General features: G+C 58.4%; 20 protein-coding genes. 2 read left to right on the top strand and 18 right to left on the bottom strand.

Going from position 1 to position 23,236, the window contains the following annotated elements; genetic code table 11:
- The first annotated feature begins 54 nt into the window (after positions 1-54).
- Entirely contained in the window at positions 55-1,410 is a 1,356-nt protein-coding gene (locus tag AB7M22_RS13735) for a dicarboxylate/amino acid:cation symporter (protein ID WP_454186705.1), read from the top strand.
- A 76-nt stretch (positions 1,411-1,486) separates the two neighbouring features.
- Here AB7M22_RS13735 and AB7M22_RS13730 read toward each other — a convergent pair whose 3' ends face one another.
- The 18 genes from AB7M22_RS13730 to AB7M22_RS13645 all read right to left on the bottom strand — a co-directional run bounded on the left by AB7M22_RS13730 (position 1,487) and on the right by AB7M22_RS13645 (position 21,153).
- The gene (locus AB7M22_RS13730; RefSeq protein ID WP_454186704.1) at positions 1,487-2,485 is read right to left on the bottom strand and encodes a helix-turn-helix domain-containing protein; all 999 of its coding nucleotides are present in this window, start codon (positions 2,483-2,485) and stop codon (positions 1,487-1,489) included.
- Between the two features lie 84 nt (positions 2,486-2,569).
- The gene (locus AB7M22_RS13725; RefSeq protein WP_454186703.1) at positions 2,570-4,048 is read right to left on the bottom strand and encodes an aldehyde dehydrogenase family protein; all 1,479 of its coding nucleotides are present in this window, start codon (positions 4,046-4,048) and stop codon (positions 2,570-2,572) included.
- A gap of 76 nt (positions 4,049-4,124) precedes the next feature.
- Positions 4,125-4,973 (bottom strand): VOC family protein, encoded by an 849-nt coding sequence (locus tag AB7M22_RS13720; protein WP_454186702.1) that lies wholly within the window; start codon positions 4,971-4,973, stop codon positions 4,125-4,127.
- A gap of 24 nt (positions 4,974-4,997) precedes the next feature.
- Positions 4,998-6,644: a bifunctional 3-(3-hydroxy-phenyl)propionate/3-hydroxycinnamic acid hydroxylase gene (locus AB7M22_RS13715; protein WP_454186701.1), complete on the bottom strand. Its 1,647-nt coding sequence runs from the start codon at positions 6,642-6,644 to the stop codon at positions 4,998-5,000.
- Positions 6,645-6,665: 21 nt separating this feature from the next.
- Positions 6,666-7,487: an IclR family transcriptional regulator gene (locus AB7M22_RS13710; protein WP_454186700.1), complete on the bottom strand. Its 822-nt coding sequence runs from the start codon at positions 7,485-7,487 to the stop codon at positions 6,666-6,668.
- Positions 7,488-7,490: 3 nt separating this feature from the next.
- A complete protein-coding gene (locus AB7M22_RS13705) occupies positions 7,491-8,342 on the bottom strand; it encodes a fumarylacetoacetate hydrolase family protein (protein ID WP_454186699.1) in 852 nt (283 codons plus the stop codon).
- 330 nt (positions 8,343-8,672) lie between these two features.
- Positions 8,673-10,124 carry a carotenoid oxygenase family protein gene (locus AB7M22_RS13700; RefSeq protein WP_454188810.1) on the bottom strand — a complete coding sequence of 484 codons (1,452 nt, stop codon included), beginning with the start codon at positions 10,122-10,124 and terminating at the stop codon, positions 8,673-8,675.
- A gap of 31 nt (positions 10,125-10,155) precedes the next feature.
- Positions 10,156-11,382: an MFS transporter gene (locus AB7M22_RS13695; RefSeq protein WP_454186698.1), complete on the bottom strand. Its 1,227-nt coding sequence runs from the start codon at positions 11,380-11,382 to the stop codon at positions 10,156-10,158.
- A 59-nt stretch (positions 11,383-11,441) separates the two neighbouring features.
- Positions 11,442-12,434 carry a SphA family protein gene (locus AB7M22_RS13690; RefSeq protein WP_454186697.1) on the bottom strand — a complete coding sequence of 331 codons (993 nt, stop codon included), beginning with the start codon at positions 12,432-12,434 and terminating at the stop codon, positions 11,442-11,444.
- A 291-nt stretch (positions 12,435-12,725) separates the two neighbouring features.
- The gene (locus AB7M22_RS13685; RefSeq protein ID WP_454186696.1) at positions 12,726-14,117 is read right to left on the bottom strand and encodes an aldehyde dehydrogenase family protein; all 1,392 of its coding nucleotides are present in this window, start codon (positions 14,115-14,117) and stop codon (positions 12,726-12,728) included.
- Between the two features lie 61 nt (positions 14,118-14,178).
- Positions 14,179-14,994, bottom strand: coding sequence for an HpcH/HpaI aldolase/citrate lyase family protein (locus AB7M22_RS13680; protein ID WP_454186695.1), 816 nt, complete (start codon positions 14,992-14,994; stop codon positions 14,179-14,181).
- Complete coding sequence (locus tag AB7M22_RS13675) at positions 14,991-15,833, bottom strand: FAS1-like dehydratase domain-containing protein (RefSeq protein WP_454186694.1); 843 nt, start codon at positions 15,831-15,833, stop codon at positions 14,991-14,993. The genes AB7M22_RS13680 and AB7M22_RS13675 overlap by 4 nt, the downstream gene beginning before the upstream one ends.
- 14 nt (positions 15,834-15,847) lie before the next feature.
- Positions 15,848-16,789 carry an electron transfer flavoprotein subunit alpha/FixB family protein gene (locus AB7M22_RS13670; RefSeq protein WP_454186693.1) on the bottom strand — a complete coding sequence of 314 codons (942 nt, stop codon included), beginning with the start codon at positions 16,787-16,789 and terminating at the stop codon, positions 15,848-15,850.
- Positions 16,790-16,791: 2 nt separating this feature from the next.
- Positions 16,792-17,541, bottom strand: coding sequence for an electron transfer flavoprotein subunit beta/FixA family protein (locus AB7M22_RS13665; protein WP_454186692.1), 750 nt, complete (start codon positions 17,539-17,541; stop codon positions 16,792-16,794).
- Positions 17,542-17,578: 37 nt separating this feature from the next.
- Positions 17,579-18,781, bottom strand: coding sequence for a CaiB/BaiF CoA transferase family protein (locus AB7M22_RS13660; RefSeq protein WP_454186691.1), 1,203 nt, complete (start codon positions 18,779-18,781; stop codon positions 17,579-17,581).
- A gap of 19 nt (positions 18,782-18,800) precedes the next feature.
- Positions 18,801-19,964: an acyl-CoA dehydrogenase family protein gene (locus tag AB7M22_RS13655; protein ID WP_454186690.1), complete on the bottom strand. Its 1,164-nt coding sequence runs from the start codon at positions 19,962-19,964 to the stop codon at positions 18,801-18,803.
- Positions 19,965-20,029: 65 nt separating this feature from the next.
- The gene (locus tag AB7M22_RS13650; protein WP_429532366.1) at positions 20,030-20,626 is read right to left on the bottom strand and encodes a thiamine pyrophosphate-dependent enzyme; all 597 of its coding nucleotides are present in this window, start codon (positions 20,624-20,626) and stop codon (positions 20,030-20,032) included.
- Positions 20,614-21,153, bottom strand: a complete 540-nt coding sequence (locus AB7M22_RS13645) for a thiamine pyrophosphate-binding protein (protein ID WP_007896342.1) — start codon at positions 21,151-21,153, stop codon at positions 20,614-20,616. Before AB7M22_RS13645 ends, AB7M22_RS13650 begins: the two co-directional genes overlap by 13 nt.
- 565 nt (positions 21,154-21,718) lie before the next feature.
- Between AB7M22_RS13645 and AB7M22_RS13640 the strand changes: the two genes are divergently transcribed.
- A complete protein-coding gene (locus tag AB7M22_RS13640; RefSeq protein ID WP_008073707.1) occupies positions 21,719-23,023 on the top strand; it encodes a dicarboxylate/amino acid:cation symporter in 1,305 nt (434 codons plus the stop codon).
- Positions 23,024-23,236 lie beyond the last annotated feature (213 nt).

The following is a 23,236-nucleotide window of genomic DNA, read 5'->3' as shown; positions in this document are numbered from 1 at the left end:
ACTGATCGGACCCCTTGGCATTTCCTGACAACAATAAAAAATCAGGGCCCTGTCATGAAAAGAATAGTTGGCAAACTCTACGTACAAGTTCTTATCGCCGTGATCCTCGGCGCTATTGTCGGGGTGCTCATTCCCGAAACCGGAACAGCGCTCAAACCCTTGGGCGACGCTTTTATCAAACTGATCAAAATGCTCCTTGCGCCGGTGATCTTCCTGACGGTCGTCACTGGTATTGCACGCATGGAAAACATGAAGGAGCTGGGCCGTGTCGGCTTTCGTGCACTGCTCTATTTCGAAGTGGTGTCCACGTTGGCGCTGGTCGTCGGCCTGGTCGTCGTCGATGTGTTCAAACCCGGTGCAGGCATGAACATCGATGTCGCCACGCTGGACACTTCCAGCCTGGCCACCTACACCACAGCGGTGAAACACGCGTCGTTCATGGACTTTGTAATGAACATCATCCCCGACACCATCGTGGATGCCTTCGCCAAGGGCAACGTGCTGCAAATCTTGCTGTTCTCCATCCTGCTTGGCGTTGCTCTGGCGCATGCGGGGCCTCGCGGCAAAGCTTTCGTCGACACGCTGGATAGCCTGATGCAGGGGATGTTTCGCATCGTCAACATGGTCATGCGCCTGGCCCCGATCGGTGCATTTGGCGCAATCGCTTTCACCATCGGCAAATACGGCTTCGGCTCGCTGTTCTCCCTTGGCAAGCTGATGGCCTGCGTCTACCTGACTTGCGCGGTGTTCGTGATCTTTGTACTCGGGCCGATCTGCCGTTACAGCGGTTTCAGCCTGTGGAAGTTTCTGAAATTCATCAAGGAGGAACTGTTCACCGTGCTGGGCACCAGCTCTTCGGAATCGGTGTTGCCGCAGATGATTTCCAAGATGGAAAAGGCCGGTGTTTCCAAGCCCGTTGCCGGGATGATCATTCCCTCCGGTTTGACCTTTAACCCGGATGGTCAGGCGATCTACTACACCATCGCCGCGATCTTCATCGCCCAGGCAACGAACACGCCGCTCACCCTGACGGATCAATTGATCGTACTGGCGGTGTTGATGTTCACGTCCAAAGGCTCTGCGGGCGTCACCGGTTCAGGATTCATCATTCTTGCAGCGACGTTATCTTCCCTGGGCACCATTCCGGTGGCGGGTATGGTGTTGCTGCTGGGTGTCGACCGGTTCATGTCGGAAGCACGGGCGATCACCAACACCATCGGCAACGGCGTCGGCACCATGGCCATCGCCAAATGGGTCGGGGCGCTGGACACCGTGAAAATGCACAAGGCGCTGAATGGCGAGGTCGAAGAGGAGAAGTCCGAGGCAGGGCGGGCAGAAGTTATCTCGGCTCCGTCATCGGTGTCGGCCAGTTCCTTGCTGCCAAGTCTTGAAAAAGCCTCTCGGGCGTGAGGTGGATGGCGCTGAACGTTGTGACGTTCGGCGCCATATGCTCCTGGGCAGCCCCGCAACTTGCAAGGAAACAGACTTATGCAGCGGTCGATTCCACCCTGATGTCGCTCGCGGTATCACGGAACAGCCGAGGCGACATGCCGAACGCCGATTTGAAATGTCTGCTGAAGTGCGCACTGCTGCCATAGCCCCAGGCAAAGGCAATCTCGGTGAGTGAGCGATGGGCATGTTCCCGGTTGCGCAGATCTTCGGCGCAACGCGACAAACGCCGTTGCCAGATGTATTCGCTGATGCTGCAGCCAAGCTCATCTTGAAACGCTCGGTGCAAGCTGCGCACCGAGCATTGCTCTGCGTTGGCGATGCGTTCGATGGTCAGGTCGCGGTCGGCCAGGTGGCGCTCGATATAGGCCTTGAGGCGGTTCTGCTTGAAGAAGCGGAAGTCGTGTTCGAGCTGCTTTTCTTCCTGTTTATTCTTCAGAACGTTATCCAGAAGCCCCACGATACTGTCGCCGATCAGCCCGGCCGAGTTGTTATTGAGCAGGGGGTATTGGTTGTAAGCATCACTGACGAGATGCATCAGCATTCGGCCCAGCCCATTGCGACCGTTAAGATGAACATCGCCCGCTTGCGTGAGCAGTTCGCTCCTCCCCTGGAAAAGCAGGATGAAATGTTCGCAGCCTTGAGTACTGGTGACGCTGAAAGGCTGGCCGCTGTCGACCAGTAGCATCTCGTCAGGCGCTAACGCGCTGGTGTGTCGACCTTGCTCGAAATGACTGACACCGGCAATCTGCAGTATCAACATGCGCGGGGTGTCGAGCGAGTCGACCGCTTTGCTCAGATGGCGTGAATATCGATGGGCACTGGCGGTCATTCGACAGAAACGCAGCTGACCCAGGTCTCCATATTCCAGCCGCCCCTGAAAGTTGTTGTTATGCAACGGGTCGATGAACGTAGATTCAAGGCGCTTGATGTAGTCCGGAGTGCGGCCCAGGTGATCACTCATGAACTCTTTCCACTTCATCAGCCGGTCGGAGTGAACGATTTGATCGGTGGACACACAGGCTAAATTGCTCATTTTTCGCCTCTATTTTTTTATTGTTTTTTGTCGATTGGGCAAAGGAGCTTGCCCAATCCTGGCCGAATCAGTATTAGCAAATGATCAGAAGGGGTAGTTATGGCCCCCGGGCTGCCAGGTGACCCAATGGGCACGGGTGAACTCATCCAGGGCGTAGTGACCATTGAAGCGTCCGAGGCCTGAGTTCTTTTCACCACCGAAGGGCGCATTGGGCTGATCATCGACGGTGATGTCGTTGATATGGGTCATGCCCGCCACGATGCCACGGGCAAAGTTCAAGCCGCGGGCCATGTCCCGGGTGAACACCGCGCTGGACAGGCCATACTCGCTGGCGTTAGCCAATTCCAGGGCATGGGCTTCGTTTTCTGCGATCAGTAGCGGCAGCAAGGGCCCGAAGGTTTCATCGCGCGCCAGTTCCTGATCGGCCCCCACCTCACCGAAGACATGGGCAGGCAGCACCAGCCCGGATACCGGGCCTCCACAGAGCCGTTTGAGGCCCGCGTTTTCAGCAGTATCGATTTTACGGAGCAGGCCATCGAGCTGGTTCTGATTGACCACGGGTCCAATCACCGTGTCTGCATTGGCCGGGTCGCCGGTCTTGAGATTGCGCACTCGCTCCACGACCAGCGCCGTGAAGTCTGCATACAGCGAGCGGTCGACGATCACCCGGTTGACGCTCATGCAAATCTGGCCTTGATGCAGGAAGCGCCCAACCACCGCGGCGTGCGCCGCGATTTCAATATCCGCATCATCCAGGACCACCAGCGGAGCGTTGCCGCCCAGCTCCAGCGCAACGCGTTTGATGTGTTTGCCACCGGTTGCGATACGGCCGACATTGCGACCCACATCCGTTGAGCCGGTGAAAGAGATCAGGCTCGGTACCGGGTGTTCGACGAAGGCATCGCCAATCTCCGAACCTGCGCCTACCACGACATTGAGCGATCCATTCGGGAAGCCTGCTTCTTCGAACAGGTGGGCAATCAGCAGGCCTCCGGTCACCGCCGTGTCGCTGGCGGGCTTGAGCACTATCGTATTGCCGAGCGCGAGTGCCGGTACCACCGAACGCATGCTCAGATACAAAGGAAAATTCCACGGACTGATAACACCGACCACACCCAGTGGTTCACGAAAGACAAAGCTCTGTTCGCCGGGCTTGTAGCTGGTCAGGATCCGTCCTTCAACCTGCATCGGCAACGTTGCGCACTCACGAACAAGGTTCAGGGTGAATTGCCATTCCATGCTCGCTTTGATGCGCGTGCTGCCGGACTCCCGAATCAGCCAGTCGATGATTTCGTCGCGGCGGCTCTGGATGACCTGAGCCAGTTTTTCCAGTTGGGCGCTGCGCTGTGTTGGATGCAGCTGTGCCCACGCCGTTTGCGCACGATGTGCAGCCTGATAGGCATCATCGAGATCGGCAATCGACGCCAGCGGCATTTCCAGCAGTTGTTCGCCATTGAAGGGATTGCGGTCATCCAGGCGCCGTGAGGAGCGACCGGCACGCCAGGTGCCGTTGATGTATTGGTCGCCGTTGATGGAGTAGGGGGTGAAATGTCGAGTCGTCATAGTCTTACCTTTGGAGGCAGGTGGCCGCGTCGATTAAGGAAGTTGATGATGCAAAACCTTGTCTGTAAAAAAGTGCTCAGCTCCTGATCCAGGCGCGTCCCCAGGAGTTGAGCGTGTATTCCCCTTGCGGCCAGACACCGGGTTGGCGGGCGGCATCGGTCATTTCCAGTTCGGCCGAAAACTCCAGACGGTTACGATCGGCATCGACCACCATGAAGAACAGATTGTTGCCCGGCCCATGTCGGCCGGGGCCGAAGAAGATGGTGATACGTTCCTTGGCGAAGCGATCACCCCAGTCGCGGATGTCATTCCATTCGTTGGTTTCGTAACAGTGGTGATCCCATTCGTTGTTCGAACCGCGGAAAAACGCCAGAGAATGATGCTCATCATCCGAGCGCAGGAAGCACACCATGAGCTGGCCGGTCTGCTCATCGACGACATTGTCCGAGACGGTAAACCCGACCGTATTGACGTAGAAATCGATCATGGCCTCCAGTTCAGTGGTTTGGAATACCACATGCTGCAGGCGGCCCGGCATGCCTTGTCGGTCGACACCGGAATCAGTGCGAGATACGCCAAATATCGTTTGCCGGCCCTGAGGGTCACGAATCAGTAAGGCACCCGGTTCGAGCAACGGTGAGTCGATGTCTTCGACAGCACAGTCGTGCTCGATCAGGCGAGCGCGCAGTTCTCCCAGCCGAGCCTGATCGCCCAGGTCATAGGCCGTTGCGAGCAGGCCACTGTGATCGGCGGGCGACACGAGCATGGCGCGTTTTGGGCCGCTGAGTATCCAGCTGCCATCGGGTTGCGCCAGGCCGTCCATGTCCAGCATCCGCCGATAGAAATCGATTTGTCGTTGCGGCTCTTTGCTCGCCAGGTGCAGGTAGCACAGGCGCGCAGGGGTGCAGGTCTGTAGGGTTTGCATAAACACCTCGGTGACTTTAAGGGGTCAATGAAAGACTGGCGTGATGCGCGTCTCGGCTTCGGGGGGGATCGCCGAGGCGATGCCGAACAACGACTGCAACGACTCGGCCGCCTTCGTTTCGCCGGCCTTGTCGAAGATGGCGGCGATATAGCGATCCGGGCGCAGCAGCAAAAACTTGCTTGAATCACCCAGTATTTCTTTGAGCAACCCCTGGCGGTCATGAAGCACCGTGCAACCAGGCATCGAAGGCATGGTTTTGACATGCTCGGGAAGGATCAGAATGCGTTTGGCTTCCAGGTGGAACCAGAAGCCATGCTGGAGTTCATCGATGCGTTGGCGGGTGTGGTCGCCGTACTGAATCAAGGCGAAGCCGGCGCCGATCGAGTCATCGAGCAGAGATGCCTGGCCCTGGGCATCGGTGAGCATCGGTTGAGGGAACATGTGCCCGCAGGACAGTTTTCCGGCTTCACCTTCGGTCAGTACCAGCCCTTTGGTGAATCGAGGTTTAGGCTTGAAGCGCATTTGCAGGAAATAGTCCCGCAACGGTGGCAACAGGCCGATCAGCGCGAATGCACCGCTGATCAAGCGAGCGCGCAAGACGGTTGCCGGCGCCATGACCACGCCGAGGTTCAAGGCCAGTCTGATCAGTGCCCAGGCGTGATTGCGACGCTCGCTTTCGTAAGACAGCAGAGCCGTTTCAGCCATTTTGCCCTTCAGCACGCCAATCAGTTTCCAGGCCAGGTTATGGGCATCGCGAACACCGCTGTTCATGCCTTGTCCGGCATAAGGCGGGGTCAGATGGGCGGCATCGCCGGCGAGAAACACGCGGTCCACTTGCCAGCGCTCGGCAACCCGGGCGTGGAAGGTGTAAACGGTCTTGCGCACGATGGATGCCGGGGTGTTGCCCTTGAAGGGCTGAAGCAACGCTTGCAGGCGAGTGTCGCTGAGCACTTGTTCATCCGTTTCTTGCGGCTTGAGCAGAAACTCGAAGCGGCGGGTACGGTGGGGGCCTGGCACTTCTACGACAGGACGGCGTGCATCGCAGTACACGCGTGTTTGCCAGAATGGATCGTCATCTTGATCGGTGTCGACCACCAGCCAGCGCGAGGAGAAGCTCGAGCCAACCATCTCGATTCCGAGTTGCTTGCGCACTGGGCTACGGCCGCCGTCGCAGGCGACCAGATAGGCCGCGTTGACTTCCATCATCTCGCCATCGGCGTCACGAATCAGCGCGCGCACGCCGTGGTGGTCTTGACTGAATTCCAGCAGCTCGTGGCTGAACCGCGCCATCAGGCTGGCAAAGCGTTCGAGGCCTGTCTTCAGGGTGCCCTCGAACAGTGGCTGGCGAAAGGCATTGCGCTTGGGGAACCCATACAACTTGCCAGTAGGCTCGACTTTGCCGAAGCAGCGGCCACCGGGCCGAGTGAAATAGTGCACGCCGTAGCCAGGCACCACATCACGCAATACGGCTTCATCCAGCCCGACGGCCTGCATGGTGCGCAGGGATTCATCATCGATCGAGACAGCACGAGGTTCGGTCACGGTCCCGGGCTTGCGATCAATGATCAATGTGTTCACACCGGCCTGGCCAAGCAGGTTAGCCAGGGTCAGTCCCGTAGGACCGGCGCCGATGATCAGCACGTCGGTGTTGATACTGTTGAGGGTTGTCATTGTTATTCCCTTACGGAGGGCTCAGTCCAATTGCTTGGGACGGTTGGCGAGTGCCACCATGAGCTGCGACAGCTTCTGCGCCAGGGCAAGGATTTGCTGTCCCTGTCCTTCTTCCTGAGCACTGTGACGTTCTTGAATCGGGCGAACGCAGCTGATGCTGCCGACGACTTTGCCATCGCCATCGAATATGGGGGCGGCCAACCCGTAGACGCCCGGGTCGACCTCGCCTGCGCTGGCAACATATCCCTGACGACGTAATTGCTGCAGCGAACGGCGGAACTGTTCCCAGGTCTGGCCAAGGTTGCTGGCGCGCACCTCATCGGGGTTTTCAAGAAATAGCTGACTGTGCTGGCGCGCATTCATGTTGGCGAGGATTGCCTTGGAGGTCGCGCCCAGGAACAACGGCCTCGGTGAACCGCGTGAATAGCTGACCTCGCTGAACAAGTCGCCGTGCTGATGAATACAGACCACCTGGTCTTTGAACAGTCGGCAGATCAGCCAGACTTGCTGCTCGCTCCAGCGTGGGAAGCCCGGCTCCAGTGATTGTGCGGCGCGCACCAGCGGATCGCTCAGCCGCAACTGGCGGTCCCAGGTAATGATCCGGGCACCCAGCGCGTAACGCCCAGCTTCGACCTGGAACAACAAGTTCGCCTCGGCCAGTTCACGCACATAGCGGTAGACGGTAGAGCGGGTAAACCCCAATGCGCAGACCATGTCGTCGACAGCCCAGATCGGACTCTCTTCGGTGAACAGATCGAGTACCCGCAGCATGCGTTCCAGGCTCGACCCTTTGGTGTCGGTATCCTGATCTGGCAGTTGTTGTGATTCAGGTAGTCTGTCCATTGCTTAGTGCTCGTCGACGATGCTGTTGCGCAGGATGCCGATTCGTGAAATCTCGATCTCGACTTCATCGCCCGGCTTCATCCATACCGGCGGCTCACGGAAAGCGCCGACGCCACCGGTGGTACCACTGACTATCACGTCGCCGGGAGCCAGTTCGGTGAAGGTGGAGCAGTATTCGATCAGCGTGCGGACATCGAAAATCATGTCGCTGGTGCTGGTGTGCTGCATCACTTCGCCATTCAGGCGGGTGGTCAGCTCCAAGTCCTGCGGATCACCGATCTCGTCGCTGGTAACCAGCCAAGGGCCAAAGCCGCCGGTGTTCGGGAAGTTCTTGCCCGGTATGAACTGAATGGTGTGCTTCTGCCAGTCGCGAACGCTGCCATCGTTGTAGCAGGCGTAACCGGCTACGTAGTCCAGCGCGTCGGCTTGTTTGACGTGACGCGCCGGTTTACCGATCACCACCGCCAGCTCGCCTTCAAAATCAAGCTTGTGTGAGGCTTTGGGCCGAATGATGGGTTGCAGATGGGCGGTCTGGCTGTCGGCGAAGCGGGTAAAAATCATCGGGTAGGTCGGCATCTCACGACCGGTTTCACGCACATGAGTGGCGTAGTTGATGCCAATGCACAGCACTTTGCCCGGGTTCGGGATAACGGGCAGAAAGGTCACTTCAGCCAGAGGGATGCGCGGCAGGCTCGCCAGGACGACGCTGGTCAGATCGGCCAGACGGTTGTTGGCAATGGCTTGCTTGAGATCGGTGCCGAAGGTGTGTTTGAGCGATTCCAGGTCAACAACCTGATCGCCGTTGACAACACCGTAAGTGCTACGGCCTTGAACAATAAAGCTCGCGAGTTTCATTGAGTGCTCCTTGATAGAGGATCAGTGCATGCGCACGGGGTGCAAAAAGGCTCGGCATTGCTCATGCGACTATGGCCGTGGGTAAGTCGCGGCGGCTGAGGTTCAATCTAGTTGTGTAATTTAATCCTGTAAAGTGGGATTTCTAATAAATCCCACAATACAGAAATAATGCATTTTTGTGCGTTATAGGCAGCGCTTTGCCGACCCTCAGGAACAGGCAATACGGGACATGTCATGCGGTCGGCGATGCTGTGACTCAGAAGAATAGAAGCCGCATTCCGGCTGGGTTAATCACAGACTTCTGGTCATTTCAGCGGACAGTTCATTGCTTCATTTTTTGCTCGGTGCCCAGCAACCGTGCAACGACATGCGCATCCGGAATGGGATTTTGATTCGTGCAATGGGGCCGCTCTCCATGTCACGAGAATCCAGAACCACGAGCTCACTACGACCTTCTGCGATGAGATTGAGAAGGGCAACGACATAGCCATCTGCTTCCGCCGCATCAGGGGAGCGCGGAATGAAAATGGGCTCCTGGAAGCATCCGCTGTCACCGGGGAACCAGGCGTCGGTGGTTCCTGTTTTCAGGTTCACGTGAGCCAGCAGGTTGAAGAATTGAAACGGCATCGGTCCATTCGCAGGGTTGTATGGGCGCTCTGGATCAAAGGCGAGTATGAAGCCGTGTTCGTACTTTCGACCGATGTAGCGGTCATCACACCTTGGAAACTCGCAGGGATAGTCAGTCAATGGCTGCGGTTGAATGTCATCCTGCGCACCGCTCAGGTCGAAGGTCCAGCGCATCAGGCAGGCCGCCAGCGTTTCGGGTGGCGGGACATGACCGTCCGCCTGTGGAAAGAAGTAGAAGATGTTCCCGCCGGTAACCGGCATGTCTACATAAACCTTGCCATTGTCATCGAAGGCATTGAGCGTATGGCCTTGGAAGCCGTCCTTCGGGCCCTTGAACCAACGAACATCTTCCGCGCGGCCATCCCGTGGCACCACGGCGAAAAGCTGAGGTAGATCGGGTTGCCATTGAAAATGCGGCCCCCCGTTTTTCATGCGTTCGACGTCCACCGTCAACGGAATCAATGGGAACACTACGTAGCGTTCGGTCACCGCAAAATCATGAACCATGGCGGAATATGGTGCCTGGAACCAGATCTCATGCAGTAGTTTCCCGTCCGGCGAGATTTCGAAATAGGCCAGGTCAGGCGTGCCGTCCCCTTTGGCTTCATAGCTGAATGCCAAGAGGTTTCCTGTTGCCGGGTCGAGCTTGGGATGGGCTGTGAATGTCGCTGATTTGACTTGGTCGTCAAAATTCCATTCGCCAAGGGTCTCCAGCGTTTCGAGATCCATTGCCCAGGGCATGGCATCTTCTTTGAGCGCAAGCAGGACACCATTGTGCGGCACCACGGTGGTGTTCGCGGTCGTGTTGTTCTTCGCCGCGAGCGGGTCATTGGTGTAGACGTTTCGATAGATGCCATTGAGCGAACGACCTTCACGGCGCTGAGCCAGCAAACGATCAGTCTTCACGTAGCGGCGTCGCATCGAGACCCCGCCGTCGGCGAAGTTGAAGCCGCTGACCATCCCGTCACCGTTGAAAAAGATATCGTTGCCCAGCATCGGCGGGTACTGCGGGTCTGGCGCGACCTGATAAAAAGTCCCACGGATCGAGGCGGGAAGGGAGCCTTCAATCTCGAGGTCGAACACCTCTGCTTCCACGCGGCTGGGCGTATAAAGAGCGCCGGAAAATTCAGGGGTTTGGGGAAATTGGCTGGTCATCAGGACAACCTCTAAAGATGGGCATCTTTGTTCATTGATGGGATGGGTCATCAGCAGCCACCATCCTCCCGGGTGATTTCAGGCTGACTGAGGGGATTGCTGGCCCGGAAGGCTTCACGCCTCGACGAAAGCGCGCAACGACCAGGCACGAGATAACCAGGGCTATCAAATAGGCTGAGGCAGCCAGCCATCCGACTGCCCGGAAATGTCCCTCACCGACGACAAGTGCTGCACCAAACGGGCCGAGCCCCTGGCCGATAAAAATGGCGGCGTTACCTAGTCCGGCCAGTCGGCCGGAAGGGTCCAGTTCGGCCGCCATGGAAAGCAGGTAAGGCAGGCTGAAAAACCACACCATATGGATCAGGCAGGCAGTGGCGACAAAAGCAATGGGACTATTGCCATAGACCATGACCAGTGTCGCCAACAAGGCTGTACCGAAGCTTAATAGCTGCGGAAACAGCAAACCCAGGCGCCGTCCGATTAGCCCGGCAAGACCTGCCCCAAGGGCACCGGCAAGGATGCTGCCGCCCAGAATCCCGCCAATCTGCTGCGGCTCCAGGCCAATGCTTTTGCCGATGCGCTCTTGGTAAACCCACAGAGCGGAATGCCCAAAAAACAGAAGCACAAAAAGCATGATTAACAGCATGGATGTGAGACCAAATGGCTGGACCGAACCGATCGCCAAGCGATGTGTTTCAGGGTAGCGCTTGGGCACTCTCAAGCAACCCGGCACCGAGAGCACGCTGGTGATAGCCAATAGGGAAAACGCACCATTCACGCCATATGATTTCAGGATCATAGGCATGGAGGTCACGAGCAGCATGCCCCAGAGGAGGTTGCCGATATTGATGACCGCGAAAGTGGCATCTTTAGATGTGCGCAGGGCTGCCGTGGCGTAGACAACCGCCATGACAGCGCCACCGCTTGCGCCACAGATCATTCTGCAAATGAGTAACGAAGTCTGGCTGTGGAACTGAGTACTGGCTAGATTACCTGATACCAGGATCAGCAAGGCAACCAAGGCGAAGCGGCGTCGGTCGACGTTCACCATCAACATGGCGCAAACGCCGCAAGCGACCGCCATTGCCATAAGTTCTGCTGCGAAAATGGCGCCTATTGCATTAAGCGGCAAGTCGAGTTGATCGATAAAAGCTCCGCCCAGGATAGGCTGGATCTGTAGCGTTCCTAGAGATATGACCATCATCAGGCAAACAGCGGCCAATGATTTTTTGCTGTCGATGGATTCGAGCGCGTTCATGAAGCATCACCTCGGGTAAAGGAGCCCGCTCCTCATGCATGGGCGGGCGCACACGTCAGTCAGAACTTGTGGGCGTAACGAATCTGGACGGCGTAATCCGTTCCGGCGCGGTTCTCGACGCCGGTCTCTTTATAGGTGTTCAGCCAAAAGCCTTGGCCATCGCTGATTTTCCAGAACAGGCCCGGGCCGATGCCCAAAACCTTTTCCCGAGAGTCGCTCAGCCGACTCCCGTTGACATCGTCATCTGATAGTTGCCTGAAGTAGTACCCGTTGATGCCGACCGATACGTTGGGGACCACTTCATAGGAGGCTGTGAAGTTGGCCCACGCCGACTGTCCTGCCTGGGTGTCGCGTACAGGCTGTCCTTCGAAGGATTGCGTTGAACTACTAGCGGGGTCGTTGTTCTTGAAGTTGTACAGGTAATGCAGCCGCCAGCTCACCTCCCAACGAGGAGCTGGCATCCAGGTCGCTGCCCAGTAAGGGTTCAGAGAGAAGAAGTTGGAGCCTGGGTTCAGGTCTTTATGTTTGTCGTATTTACCGGTTGGAAGGATGGTATCGAAGGCCAGGCGCTGCACAAAGACGGGCCTGCCTTGGGCATTTACGATCGGATCGAACTGGATCTGAGGCCCCACGACGATATCACCAAGGCCGGTGCCGTTATCCTGGAGCTTGGGGCCGTTGTCACCAAAGTCACCGTCCAGGGAGACGATTGGCACCAACAGACTCCAACCCAGGTGCGCACCGCCTCCGATGGAGTCAGGCGAGTAATAGCTCAGCTGATTGATCAGCGTGATGATGTTGATCTTCGGGTTATCGAAGGCGCCATTATCCTTGCCTGCGTTGTCCTTGATGCTGCGTGCGGTGCTGAATTTCAGATAGGTCAGATGTGATAAGCCGGGCGGTCCCGCGAAACCGTCGTAAAAGCTGGTGCCGCCCAGGTTGATACCGCTTGGCTCATTCACCGAAGGTGGTGGAGGGCCATCTGCTGCATAGGTAGCAAACGATGCGAAGCTGAGTGCCAGGCATGCTGGCAGGGATTTTGTCAGGCTCATCGAAGTGGCTCTATTCTTGGAATTGTGAGCGGGGTAGCTACCCCTGGCGCTTCGACTTTAATTCTGGGGCGTTTGTGGTGCTTGAGCGCAACGGCCAGAATTGACTGAGCGCGCCACGATGCAGGAGGGGACGAACAGATAAGCGAAGTGCGGTTTCGCCGCACCGAACACCGGCACCGACCCGCGTAAGCGAGGTGTCGGTGCCGGCGCGAACCTCCATCGGCTCGCAGGTAAGCCAGATAGAGTCGTTGGGATGTTGATTGAGTCGCAAAACATTGATCGTCGATGCAATCAGCGGCGGTCCAGCCACACCGTCTGCGCATTGCAGAACTCACGGACCCCGAAATGTGAAAGCTCCCGGCCGAAGCCGCTTTTCTTCACGCCGCCGAAGGTGACACGTGGGTCGGTTGCGCAATAGCCATTGATGAACACACCGCCGGTTTCCAGTTCGCCCGCCAGCTTTTTGGCAAGCTCGACATCGCGAGTGTAAATCGTTGAGGCAAGTCCGAACTCACTATCATTGGCCAGCTCTAGCGCGTGGGCTGCATCGCGCGCGGTGATGATCGAGGCGACCGGCCCAAACAACTCCTGTTTGAACGAGGTCATCCGGTCGGTGACATCTGCGAATACGGTGGGCTCATAAAAGTTGCCAGGGCCTTCAGCCTTCTTGCCGCCCATTAACAATGTCGCGCCTTCTTCCAGGGTCTCCTGGACCTGACGATCCAGCTCATCACGAAGATCGAAGCGAGCCATGGGGCCGATGTAGGTGTCTACAGCCAATGGATCGCCGACGACCAACTCGCGGGTTGCTTCAACGAACTTGTGGGTGAACGCCTCGACAACGCCTTGCTCGACAATCAGACGTTTGGCGGCCGCGCAGACTTGCCCGGTATTCTGATAGCGGCCGATGACGGCAGCTTTGACCGCTTCGTCGAGGTCGGCATCGTTGAGCACAATGAACGGATCGGAGCCGCCCAATTCCAATACACACTTCTTCAAGGCTGCTCCGGCCTGTGCGCCGATGGCCATGCCGGCGCGAACACTGCCGGTGAGCGTCACCGCGGCGATGCGTGGATCAGCGATTGCGGTCGAGACGCCGTCCGGCGTGACATTGATGACCTCGAAGACACCTTCGGGGAAGTCGGCTTGCTTGAAGGCATCCAGCAGCAGATAGGCGCAGCCCATCACGTTGGGCGCATGCTTGAGGACGTAAGTGTTGCCAGCGATCAACGCTGGAACGGCGCCACGCAGCACCTGCCAGATGGGAAAGTTCCACGGCATCACGGCGAGAATCGGGCCCAGTGGACGATATTCAATGCGTGCCTTGCCACCCTCGACCTGTGTCGGTTCGGCGGTCAGCATGGCGGGGCCGTGTTCGGCGTACCACTCGCAGAGCTGCGCACACTTTTCAATTTCACCGCGTGCCTGTGTGGTGGGCTTACCCATTTCCAGGGTGATCATATTCGCCATCGCGGCGGCGTTGTCGCGCAATGCCTGTGCCAAGGCGATCAACAATTGCGAGCGTTGATCAACGGGTTTGCTGCGCCAAACGCGGAACCCGGCAGCGGCGCGGGTGAGGGCGGCGTCCAGTGTCGAGGCGGATTCGAAAGGGTAGTGACCGATCTGCTCGCCGTTGGCGGGGTTGATCGAAATGGCATGGGTAAGGCCAGAAACGTTAGTCATGACACCGTCCTGTGAGGTAGGAATGAGTACGCAGCTTCAAAGCAAAAGCGCCGCCGTTGAGTCAAGTCGCGCGCGCCAAGATGGAATGCGCGCGACCAATGACTGGAGCGTCGACCATTTGCCCATCCAGCACGAAGACGCCGTCACCTGAGCTGGCGGCTTCGACAATGCGTTGCGCCCAGAGCAGTTCTTCAGGGCTGGGCTTTAACGCCTGATGGATGATCGCCACCTGGCTCGGATGGATGCACAGTGCGCCGCCAAAGCCCATGTCGCGGGCAAATTGAACGGTATTGTGCAGGCCCGCGGTATCTGCGATTGAGGGAAAGACACCATCCAGCGCCGGGGCCAGTCCAGCGACACGCGTGCAGAGCAACACGGCGTAGCGGGCGTGACTGAGCACTTCTTCGGCGGCACGACTGCTGGTGGTCAGGTTCAGGTCCAGGCCCAGATCGAGGCTGCCGAACGACAAGCGCTCAACGCCTTGGGCGCCGGCAATCGAGTGGAGTGCAGCCAGGCCTTTGGCGCTCTCGATGATTGGCCAGACCGGTTTGCCGGTGCTAAAGGCGGTGGACACCTGCGCCGCACTTTCTGCTTTGGGCAGCAGAATGGCGGTCACGCCGGCATGCCGACGGCAAAGATCCAGGTCCGCAGTGTGCGCCCAGTGCTCCGGGGCATTCACCCTAACCAGCACTTGAGCTTCGGGGTGCTCACTCAAGAAGCGCTCAAGGTTATCCCGGGCCTGCTCTTTGAGGTTTTCCTGCACGGCATCTTCCAGGTCGACAATCACCCGGTCCGCGCCAGTGGCGATGGCTTTGGGGATGCGCTCTGGACGGGTGGCCGGCACAAACAGGGCGGAGCGCACAATCGATGGACTCATGGTGTTTCTCCCTGGCTGAACTCGACTTCACCGATCTGCGCGGTGCCGTCCTGATTGCCCGCCCAGACCTCAGCCTTGCCTGGCTCGATCACCCGGCCGCCGACTTCGAACGGCTGAGGCGAAATCAGTGGCCGCACACCACGGAAACTGAAGCGCTTGAGGGTTACCCCAGGGTGTGTGCGCATGAACGCGCGCAGGTTCAAGGTGGCGATCAGCGGGCCGTGCACCACCAGGCCCGGATACCCTTCGGTCTCGGTCACGTACGGCCAGTCATAGTGAATCCGGTGGCCATTGAAGGTCACCGCGGAATAACGAAACAGCAGTGTTGCACTGGGAACTACCGGCTCGCGCCACTGACCGGCCGCCAGTGGTTCGGTGCCGCCAAGCTTGGGTGGGGTGGGTTCGCGGTAGACGATGTCCTGCTCATCGACCAATGCGCACTCACCCTCCTGGAAAAATTCATGGCGCACGGTGACGAACAGCAGCGAGCCGGTGCGTCCGTGTTTCTCCTCGACCTTGAGTATCGTTGAGAGGTGATCGACCTGGGCTTCGACGCGCAAGGGGCGGTTGAACGTTAGCCGGCTGCCTGCCCACATGCGGTTGCGCTTGTCTGCCGGTGGCAGGAAACCACCGCGCGCCGGATGGCCGTCCTGGCCGAGTCCGTCCTCGGCAACCGGCTCCTGGAAGAATGCCCAATGCCACAGGGGTGGCAGCGTTTCACCAGGTTGCGGTGCAGCTTCGCCGAGTGTCGCAGCAATGCGCTTGACCAAGTTGTAGCTGATCTGGTCGCGGCTTTCTTCGACTCGGCCGATCCAAGCAGAAATATCAAGGTTGCTCATGGCGTTTACTCCTTTCAGACCACCGAGGTGAGTTCTGGAATCGCTTCGAACAAGTCCGCCACCAGGCCGTAATCAGCCACCTGGAAGATCGGCGCCTCTTCGTCCTTGTTGATCGCAACGATCACCTTGGAGTCTTTCATGCCGGCCAGGTGCTGGATCGCGCCGGAAATACCGACCGCGATGTACAGCTGTGGAGCAACGATCTTGCCGGTCTGGCCGACCTGCATGTCGTTGGGTACAAAACCTGCGTCGACCGCGGCGCGGGAAGCACCGACGGCAGCGCCCAGCTTGTCAGCCAAGGCGTACAGGTGTTTGAAGTTATCGCCGTTCTGCATGCCGCGACCGCCGGAAACGACGATCTTGGCAGCGGTCAGTTCCGGACGATCGGACTTGGCCAATTCTTCACCGACGAAGCTGGAAATACCCGCATCGTGAGCAGCGCCAACGGCTTCAACAGCCGCAGAACCACCTTCAGCAGCCACCGGGTCGAAACCGGTGGCACGCACGGTGATCACTTTGACCGCAGCGTTCGATTGAACAGTGGCGATGGCGTTACCGGCGTAGATCGGGCGCTTGAAGGTGCTGGCGCTTTCGACCGAGATGATCTCGGAGATCTGGTCAACGTCCAGCTGAGCGGCAACGCGCGGCAGGATGTTTTTGCCGTTGGAGGTAGCCGAGGCCAGCACATGGCTGTAAATCGTGCGCTGCTCGATAACCAGACCTGCTACTAACGGGGCAACGTTTTCCGGCAGTTGATACGCGTAGGCGGCGTTGTCGGCCACCAGCACTTTTGCCACACCCGCGATTTTCGCAGCGGCTTCAGCCACTGCACCAACACCTGCACCGGCAACCAGCACATGGATATCACCACCGATTTTGGCGGCGGCAGCTACGGTGTTCAGAGTGGCAGGAGCCACAACCTTGTTGTCGTGCTCAGCGATTACCAAGATAGTCATGATTAGATTACCTTCGCTTCGTTCTTGAGTTTTTCCACCAGTTCAGCCACCGACTTGACCTTGATACCCGCGCTGCGTGCAGCCGGCGCTTCGACTTTCAGGGTCGAGTGGGTGGAGGCGGTGGAAACGCCCAAAGCGCCCGCAGTCACTACTTCGAGAGGCTTCTTCTTGGCTTTCATGATGTTTGGCAGAGACGCGTAGCGCGGCTCGTTCAAACGCAGGTCGGTGGTGACGATGGCCGGCAGCTTCAGGGAAACCGTCTGCGCGCCGCCGTCGATTTCGCGGGTCACGGCAACGCTGTCGCCGGACACTTCGACTTTCGAAGCGAACGTGCCCTGACCGTAGCCGCTCAGTGCAGCGAGCATCTGGCCAGTCTGGTTGTTGTCGCTGTCGATGGCTTGTTTGCCGAGGATCACCAGCTGCGGCTGTTCCTTGTCGACAACAGCTTTCAACAACTTGGCAACCGCCAGGGAAGTCAGATCTTCAGCGGATTCGACGAGGATGGCGCGGTCGGCACCCAGAGCCAGCGCGGTGCGCAGTTGCTCTTGAGCGGTGGACGGGCCGATGGAGACGACGACGATTTCAGTCGCAACGCCTTTCTCTTTCAGACGTACGGCTTCTTCCACGGCGATTTCACAGAACGGGTTCATCGACATCTTGACGTTGGCAAGGTCGACGCCGGAATTGTCCGCCTTGACGCGAACTTTCACGTTGTAATCGACCACGCGTTTCACAGCTACCAGGATCTTCATTGGGCAGTGTTCACTCGAAAATAGTTGATCGTTGCTGTCAGATAGCCCCGGCTGCGCGCATTTGTTCGATGCGGCCCGTTCCCAGCCCCAGTTCCCTGAGCACCTGTTCGGTGTGTTGACCAAGGGCGGGCACAGCATCCATACGCGGTTCAAAAGCGCTGTTGCTGCCGGGCGGTATCAGGCTTGGCACGGTGCCGGCAGAGGTCTCGACTTCCCGCCAGCGATCACGTGCCTTGAGTTGTGGATGGTCCCAAACCCCCTGCATGTCATTGACCCGGGCGTTGGCGATCTGCGCATGCTCCAGCCGATCAAACACGGCATCGAAATTGAGCGTGGAGAACGCTTCAACGATGAGTTGCCGTAGCGCGTGACGGTTTTCGACCCGCTTGAAGTTGGCCGAGAAACGCTCGTCTTTGGCCAGTTCGGGTGTAAGGAGCACCTTCTCGCAAAACAGCTGCCATTCACGCTCGTTCTGCAAACCCAGCATCACGGTGGTGCCGTCGCCGATCGGGAAGGGGCCGTAGGGATAAATAGTGGCGTGCGCGGCGCCGGCGCGAGGTGGTGGAGGGGCGCCGTCGTAGGCGTAGTACATCGGGTAGTTCATCCACTCGACCAGGCTTTCCAGCATCGACACATCGAGGTGGCTGCCTTCGCCGGTACGTTCACGCAACAACAGCGCCGACAGAATTGCGGTGTAGGCGTACATGCCGGCCGCGATGTCGGCGATCGAACAACCGGCCTTGGCCATTTCTTCCTCGCCCGGGCCGCCGGTCACCGACAGAAAACCACCTTCGCTCTGAATCAACAGGTCGTAGGCTTTCTTCTTTTCATAGGGGCCACCGACGCCATAGCCGGAAATGTCGCAGACAATCAGCCGCGGAAAGCGCTGATGCAAAGCCTCGAATGACAGCCCCATTCGTGCGGCGGCACCGGGTGCCAGGTTCTGCACGAGCACATCGGCGGTGGTCAGCAAACTGTCCAGTACCTCGGTGGCCGAGTCTTGCTTCAAGTCCAGGGTCAGGCTTTCTTTCGAACGATTGGTCCAGACGAAGTGCGAGGCCAGACCGTTGACGCGTTGGTCGTAACCCCGGGCGAAATCGCCTGTGCCCGGACGTTCGACCTTGATCACGCGGGCGCCAAGGTCGGCCAGTTGTCGGGTGCAGAAGGGCGCTGCAATGGCATGCTCAAGGCTGACGACAGTAATGCCATCGAGCGGGCGGATGCCTTTGGGCTGGCTCATGGTGTTATCTCTCTTGTTATTAGAAAGAGCGCGGCAGCTCGAGCAGGTGTTCGGCCACGTATGACAGGATCAGGTTGGTGGAGATGGGCGCGACCTGATACAGGCGGGTTTCACGGAATTTGCGCTCGACGTCGTACTCGCAGGCGAAGCCAAAACCGCCGTGGGTCTGCAAGCAAGCGTTGGCGGCTTCCCAGGAGGCCTTGGCCGCCAGGTACTTGGCCATGTTGGCGCTGGCCCCGGCGTTGATGCCGCTGTCGTATTCCTCGCAGGCACGCCAGCGCATCAGGTCGGCCGCCTCGATTTCGATGTGCGCTTCGGCAATCGGAAACTGCACGCCCTGGTTCTGCCCGATCGGGCGCCCGAATACCACGCGGTCGCGGGCATAAGCACTGGCCTTCTCGATAAACCAGCGACCGTCACCGATGCATTCGGCAGCGATCAGGGTGCGTTCGGCATTCAGGCCGTCGAGGATGTACCTGAAGCCTTTGCCTTCCTCGCCGATCAGGCTGTCGGCGGGAATTTCCAGGTTGTCGAAGAACAACTCGTTGGTCTCGTGGTTGACCATGTTCGCGATGGGTTGCACGGTCAGACCGTTGCCGATGGCCTCGCGCAGGTCCACGAGGAAGATCGACATGCCTTCGGATTTTTTCTGTACATCGGCCAACGGTGTGGTGCGCGCCAGCAGGATCATCAGGTCGGAATGCTGGATCCGCGAGATCCATACTTTCTGCCCGTTGATCACGTATTTGTCGCCTTTGCGTACGGCGGTGGTCTTGATTTTGGTGGTGTCGGTGCCGGTGGTGGGCTCGGTCACGCCCATCGATTGCAGGCGCAATTCACCGCTGGCGAGTTTCGGCAGGTAGTAGCTTTTCTGTGCTTCGCTGCCGTGTCGCAGCAGGGTGAACATGTTGTACATCTGGCCGTGAACGGTGCCGGAGTTGCCGCCGCAGCGGTTCACTTCTTCAAGGATCACAGAGGCCTCGGCCAACCCAAGGCCAGAGCCGCCATATTCGGTCGGGATCATCGCAGCCAGCCAACCGGCATCAGTCAGGGCCTTGACGAAGGTTTCCGGAAAGCCTTTTTCTTCGTCGACTTTGCGCCAGTAGGCGGCATCGAATTCGGCGCACAGGGCACGTACGCCTTCGCGGATGGCATTGAGTTCTTCAGCGTTGCGGTCGGTCATTATTATTCTCCTCAGTGCGTCACGCACGGCATTTGCCCTGCGTGACCGGGTCCGGCATAGAGCAATCAGATCGGGTTGAAACCCAGGGCAGCACGAAAGCGATTCTTGATGTAGTGACCGTCGCGCGGTGGCAGTACACGTGGCGGGTTTTCCGCTTTGATCTTGATCGTCGCGAGCTTGACGCCATCGCGAGTTGCAAAGCGCTCGCGCAAGTCGTGTACGCCTTCCATATCGCGGATTTCATCGGTCCAGCTGAAGCCGCAAGTCTTCGCCACCTGGTCCAGGGAAATGCCAAACCCCGCGTGGCTGACCTGCATGCCGGTTTCGCCAAAGTGACCGTTGTCCAACACAGCAATGGTCAAGTTGGCGGGCTTTTGCAGCGCGACGGTCGCCAGCGCGCCGAAGCCCATGAGCAACTCACCGTCACCGGTGACCACCACCACCGATTTGTCCGGCTGGGCATTGGCCAGGCCCAGGCCCACCGTGATCGCACTGCCCATGGCGGCCCAGAGGTAGTAATTCAGATCATTGTCACCGGCCGCCATGACGTCATAGGACGCCGATCCCAGGCCGGTCACGACCAGCACGTCTTTGCGGTCGGCCAGCAAGGCCTTGACCACTTCGCGACGGCACAGGGTGTGGTTTGCGCTTACTTGACCCATTTCTTTTCTCCAATCAGGCGCTGGCCGAGCAGCAGGGCAGTGGCGGAATCACCGTTGAAGGCCATGGTCGCGGCACCGTGCAGCAACGGGGCGACGTCTTCGGGAACGTCCGCGCGCCAGGTCATCACTTTCATCAGGTTCAGGGAGGCTTCGGTGGCCTGGCCCATGGGGTTCTGCCACGCGTTGAATTCGGCCCAGTCGCCGCGCATGGTGACCACCATCAGCAGCGGGAAGCCGGCACAGACTTGAAGGGCCAGGGTGTTGATGCAGTTACCGACACCGCTGGACTGCATCAAGAGGGCGCCGCGCTCACCGCCCAACCAGGCGCCGGCGAGGTAGCCGATGCCTTCTTCTTCAGTGGTGAGGACAACGGCCTTGATGTCCGGGTCTGCGTACGACATGCGGATCGCCGCCGAGTGACCTGCGTCCGGTACGAAGACCACGTGTTTGACGTCGTGGGCCTTGAGCACGCGGAACACGTCCTCCTGCCAATCCTGCCCCACGGTTTGTTCAGCTTCTGTTGACATGCCTATCTCCCAAGCAGTGCTGCTTTTGTGTTTTCACTCATTCTGGGAGCGCTGGAGGAGAACGACGACTACCGTTTTTGTCTTTGAGATATGCCCGTTTTGTATAGCTGGACGGCGGATGCGTGCGCAGCAGTGATCGGCGATAACCACGAATTATGGGAAGAGGAAAACTGAGTGTTTGCCATTCACGAAAACGCTGAGCTTGAGCACGGCGCCATAGCTTTTGGGCATATCTGGTAGAGCGCGATCGGCTCTTATTGGGGGAACAGGACTCGCGTAGTTTTCCGGCTACGTCGGTACAGCGCGTAACCGATGCAACCACAACTATAAGATCCGAGGATTGCACCTATGTATGACAGCTTCCTGCAGTTGGCTTGCCCCGTCCTGTCCTCTGTCCATGACCTGTTCCGCCCGCATCCATCCTCGACCTGCCGTTACAGGCACTTTGCACTTGCCTTTTTCATTCCGTAGCACTGCGGCTGACCTTGCGTTTTTCAGCGCCATCGCGTGATCACGCGGGCGCTTGTCCAGGCTACTTTCCAGAAAATACGACAACAGGTGCGTTATGAAAAACAGGTTACCGGCTGCGGCAGGCATCTTGATCGCCATGCTGCTGGGGATCGTTATCGGCTACATGATTTTCCTCAACTTCCCGGACAAAGCGGCGGCGACCCGAGTCGCCGGTTACATCTCGATCATCTCCGACATTTTCCTACGTCTGATCAAAATGCTCATCGGCCCCTTGGTGTTTTCTACGCTGGTGGTGGGCATCGCTCACATGGGCGATGCAAGCGCTGTGGGCCGGGTCTTTTGCAAGGCGCTGGGCTGGTTCGTCACCGCGTCGTTGATTTCGCTGTCGGTGGGGTTGGTCATGGCCAACCTGCTGCAACCCGGGCACAACCTGGGCTTGCCATTACCAGAGGTGACGAGTGCGACCAACCTGCAAACGTCAGTGTTCACCCTGAAGGATTTCGCGACGCATTTGGTGCCCAGGTCTTTCGCGGAGGCCATGGCCACTAATGAAATTCTGCAGATCGTGGTGTTCTCGCTGTTTTTTGGCGTGGCGTTGGCCTCTCTAGGCAAGAAGGCCCAAGGACTGATCAATGTCATAGAGGATTTGTCTCACGCGATGTTGAAAGTCACCGGTTACGTGATGAAACTCGCGCCGCTGGCGGTGATGGCGGCCATGGCCGCGACCGTGGCGGTCAACGGACTCTACATTCTGGTGAAATTCGCGGTCTTCATGCGTGACTTCTATTTCGGGTTGATCGTGCTCTGGGCAATGCTGATGTTTGCCGGTTGGATGTTCCTGGGGCGGCGCGTGTTCAAACTGGTGGTGCTGATCAGGGAAGCTTTCCTGCTGTCTTTCGCCACGGCCAGTTCCGAGTCGGCTTACCCGAAGATTCTTCATGCGCTGGATCGTTTCGGGGTCAAGCGCAGGATCTCGAGTTTCGTCATGCCCATGGGGTACTCCTTCAACCTCGATGGCTCGATGATGTACTGCACGTTTGCTGTGCTGTTCATCGCTCAGGCCTATGGCATCGAGATGTCCATCGGTACGCAGATCACCATGCTGTTGACGTTGATGCTGACCTCCAAAGGCATGGCCGGCGTGCCGCGCGCTTCGCTGGTAGTGATTGCCGCGACCCTGACCCAGTTCGATATTCCCGAAGCCGGTTTGCTGCTGATTCTGGGAATCGACACCTTCCTCGACATGGGCCGCTCGGCCACCAACGCGGTGGGCAACTCCATCGCCACGGCGGTGGTGGCCAAATGGGAGGGCGAGTTGGTGAGTGAGGACGAGGCTGAGCGTCATGCCGCTGCACTGGATGTTCAGGGTGACACAGGAGAAAAACCGCTGACGGTCTGACCTGTTATCGGTGCGTCTTCAAGATCAAAGGGTGAGCATTCACACACGTGGCTGCTCACCCTTTGTCGTTTATTCGAACGTAAGGGGCGGCCACTTGTTTCGCAAAGGCACTGGATGCAACAGCACATAAAAAACCGGGCAGGGGACCAATGCCGGCAAGTTAAGACGCAGAACCTGTGGGAGCGCGGCTTGCCCGCGAAGAACGATGACGCG

Source organism: Pseudomonas sp. ADAK2 TE3594 (assembly GCF_053628675.1).
Note: the sequence above shows the minus strand (reverse complement) of the source record. Positions and strands in the feature narration are given on the sequence as shown.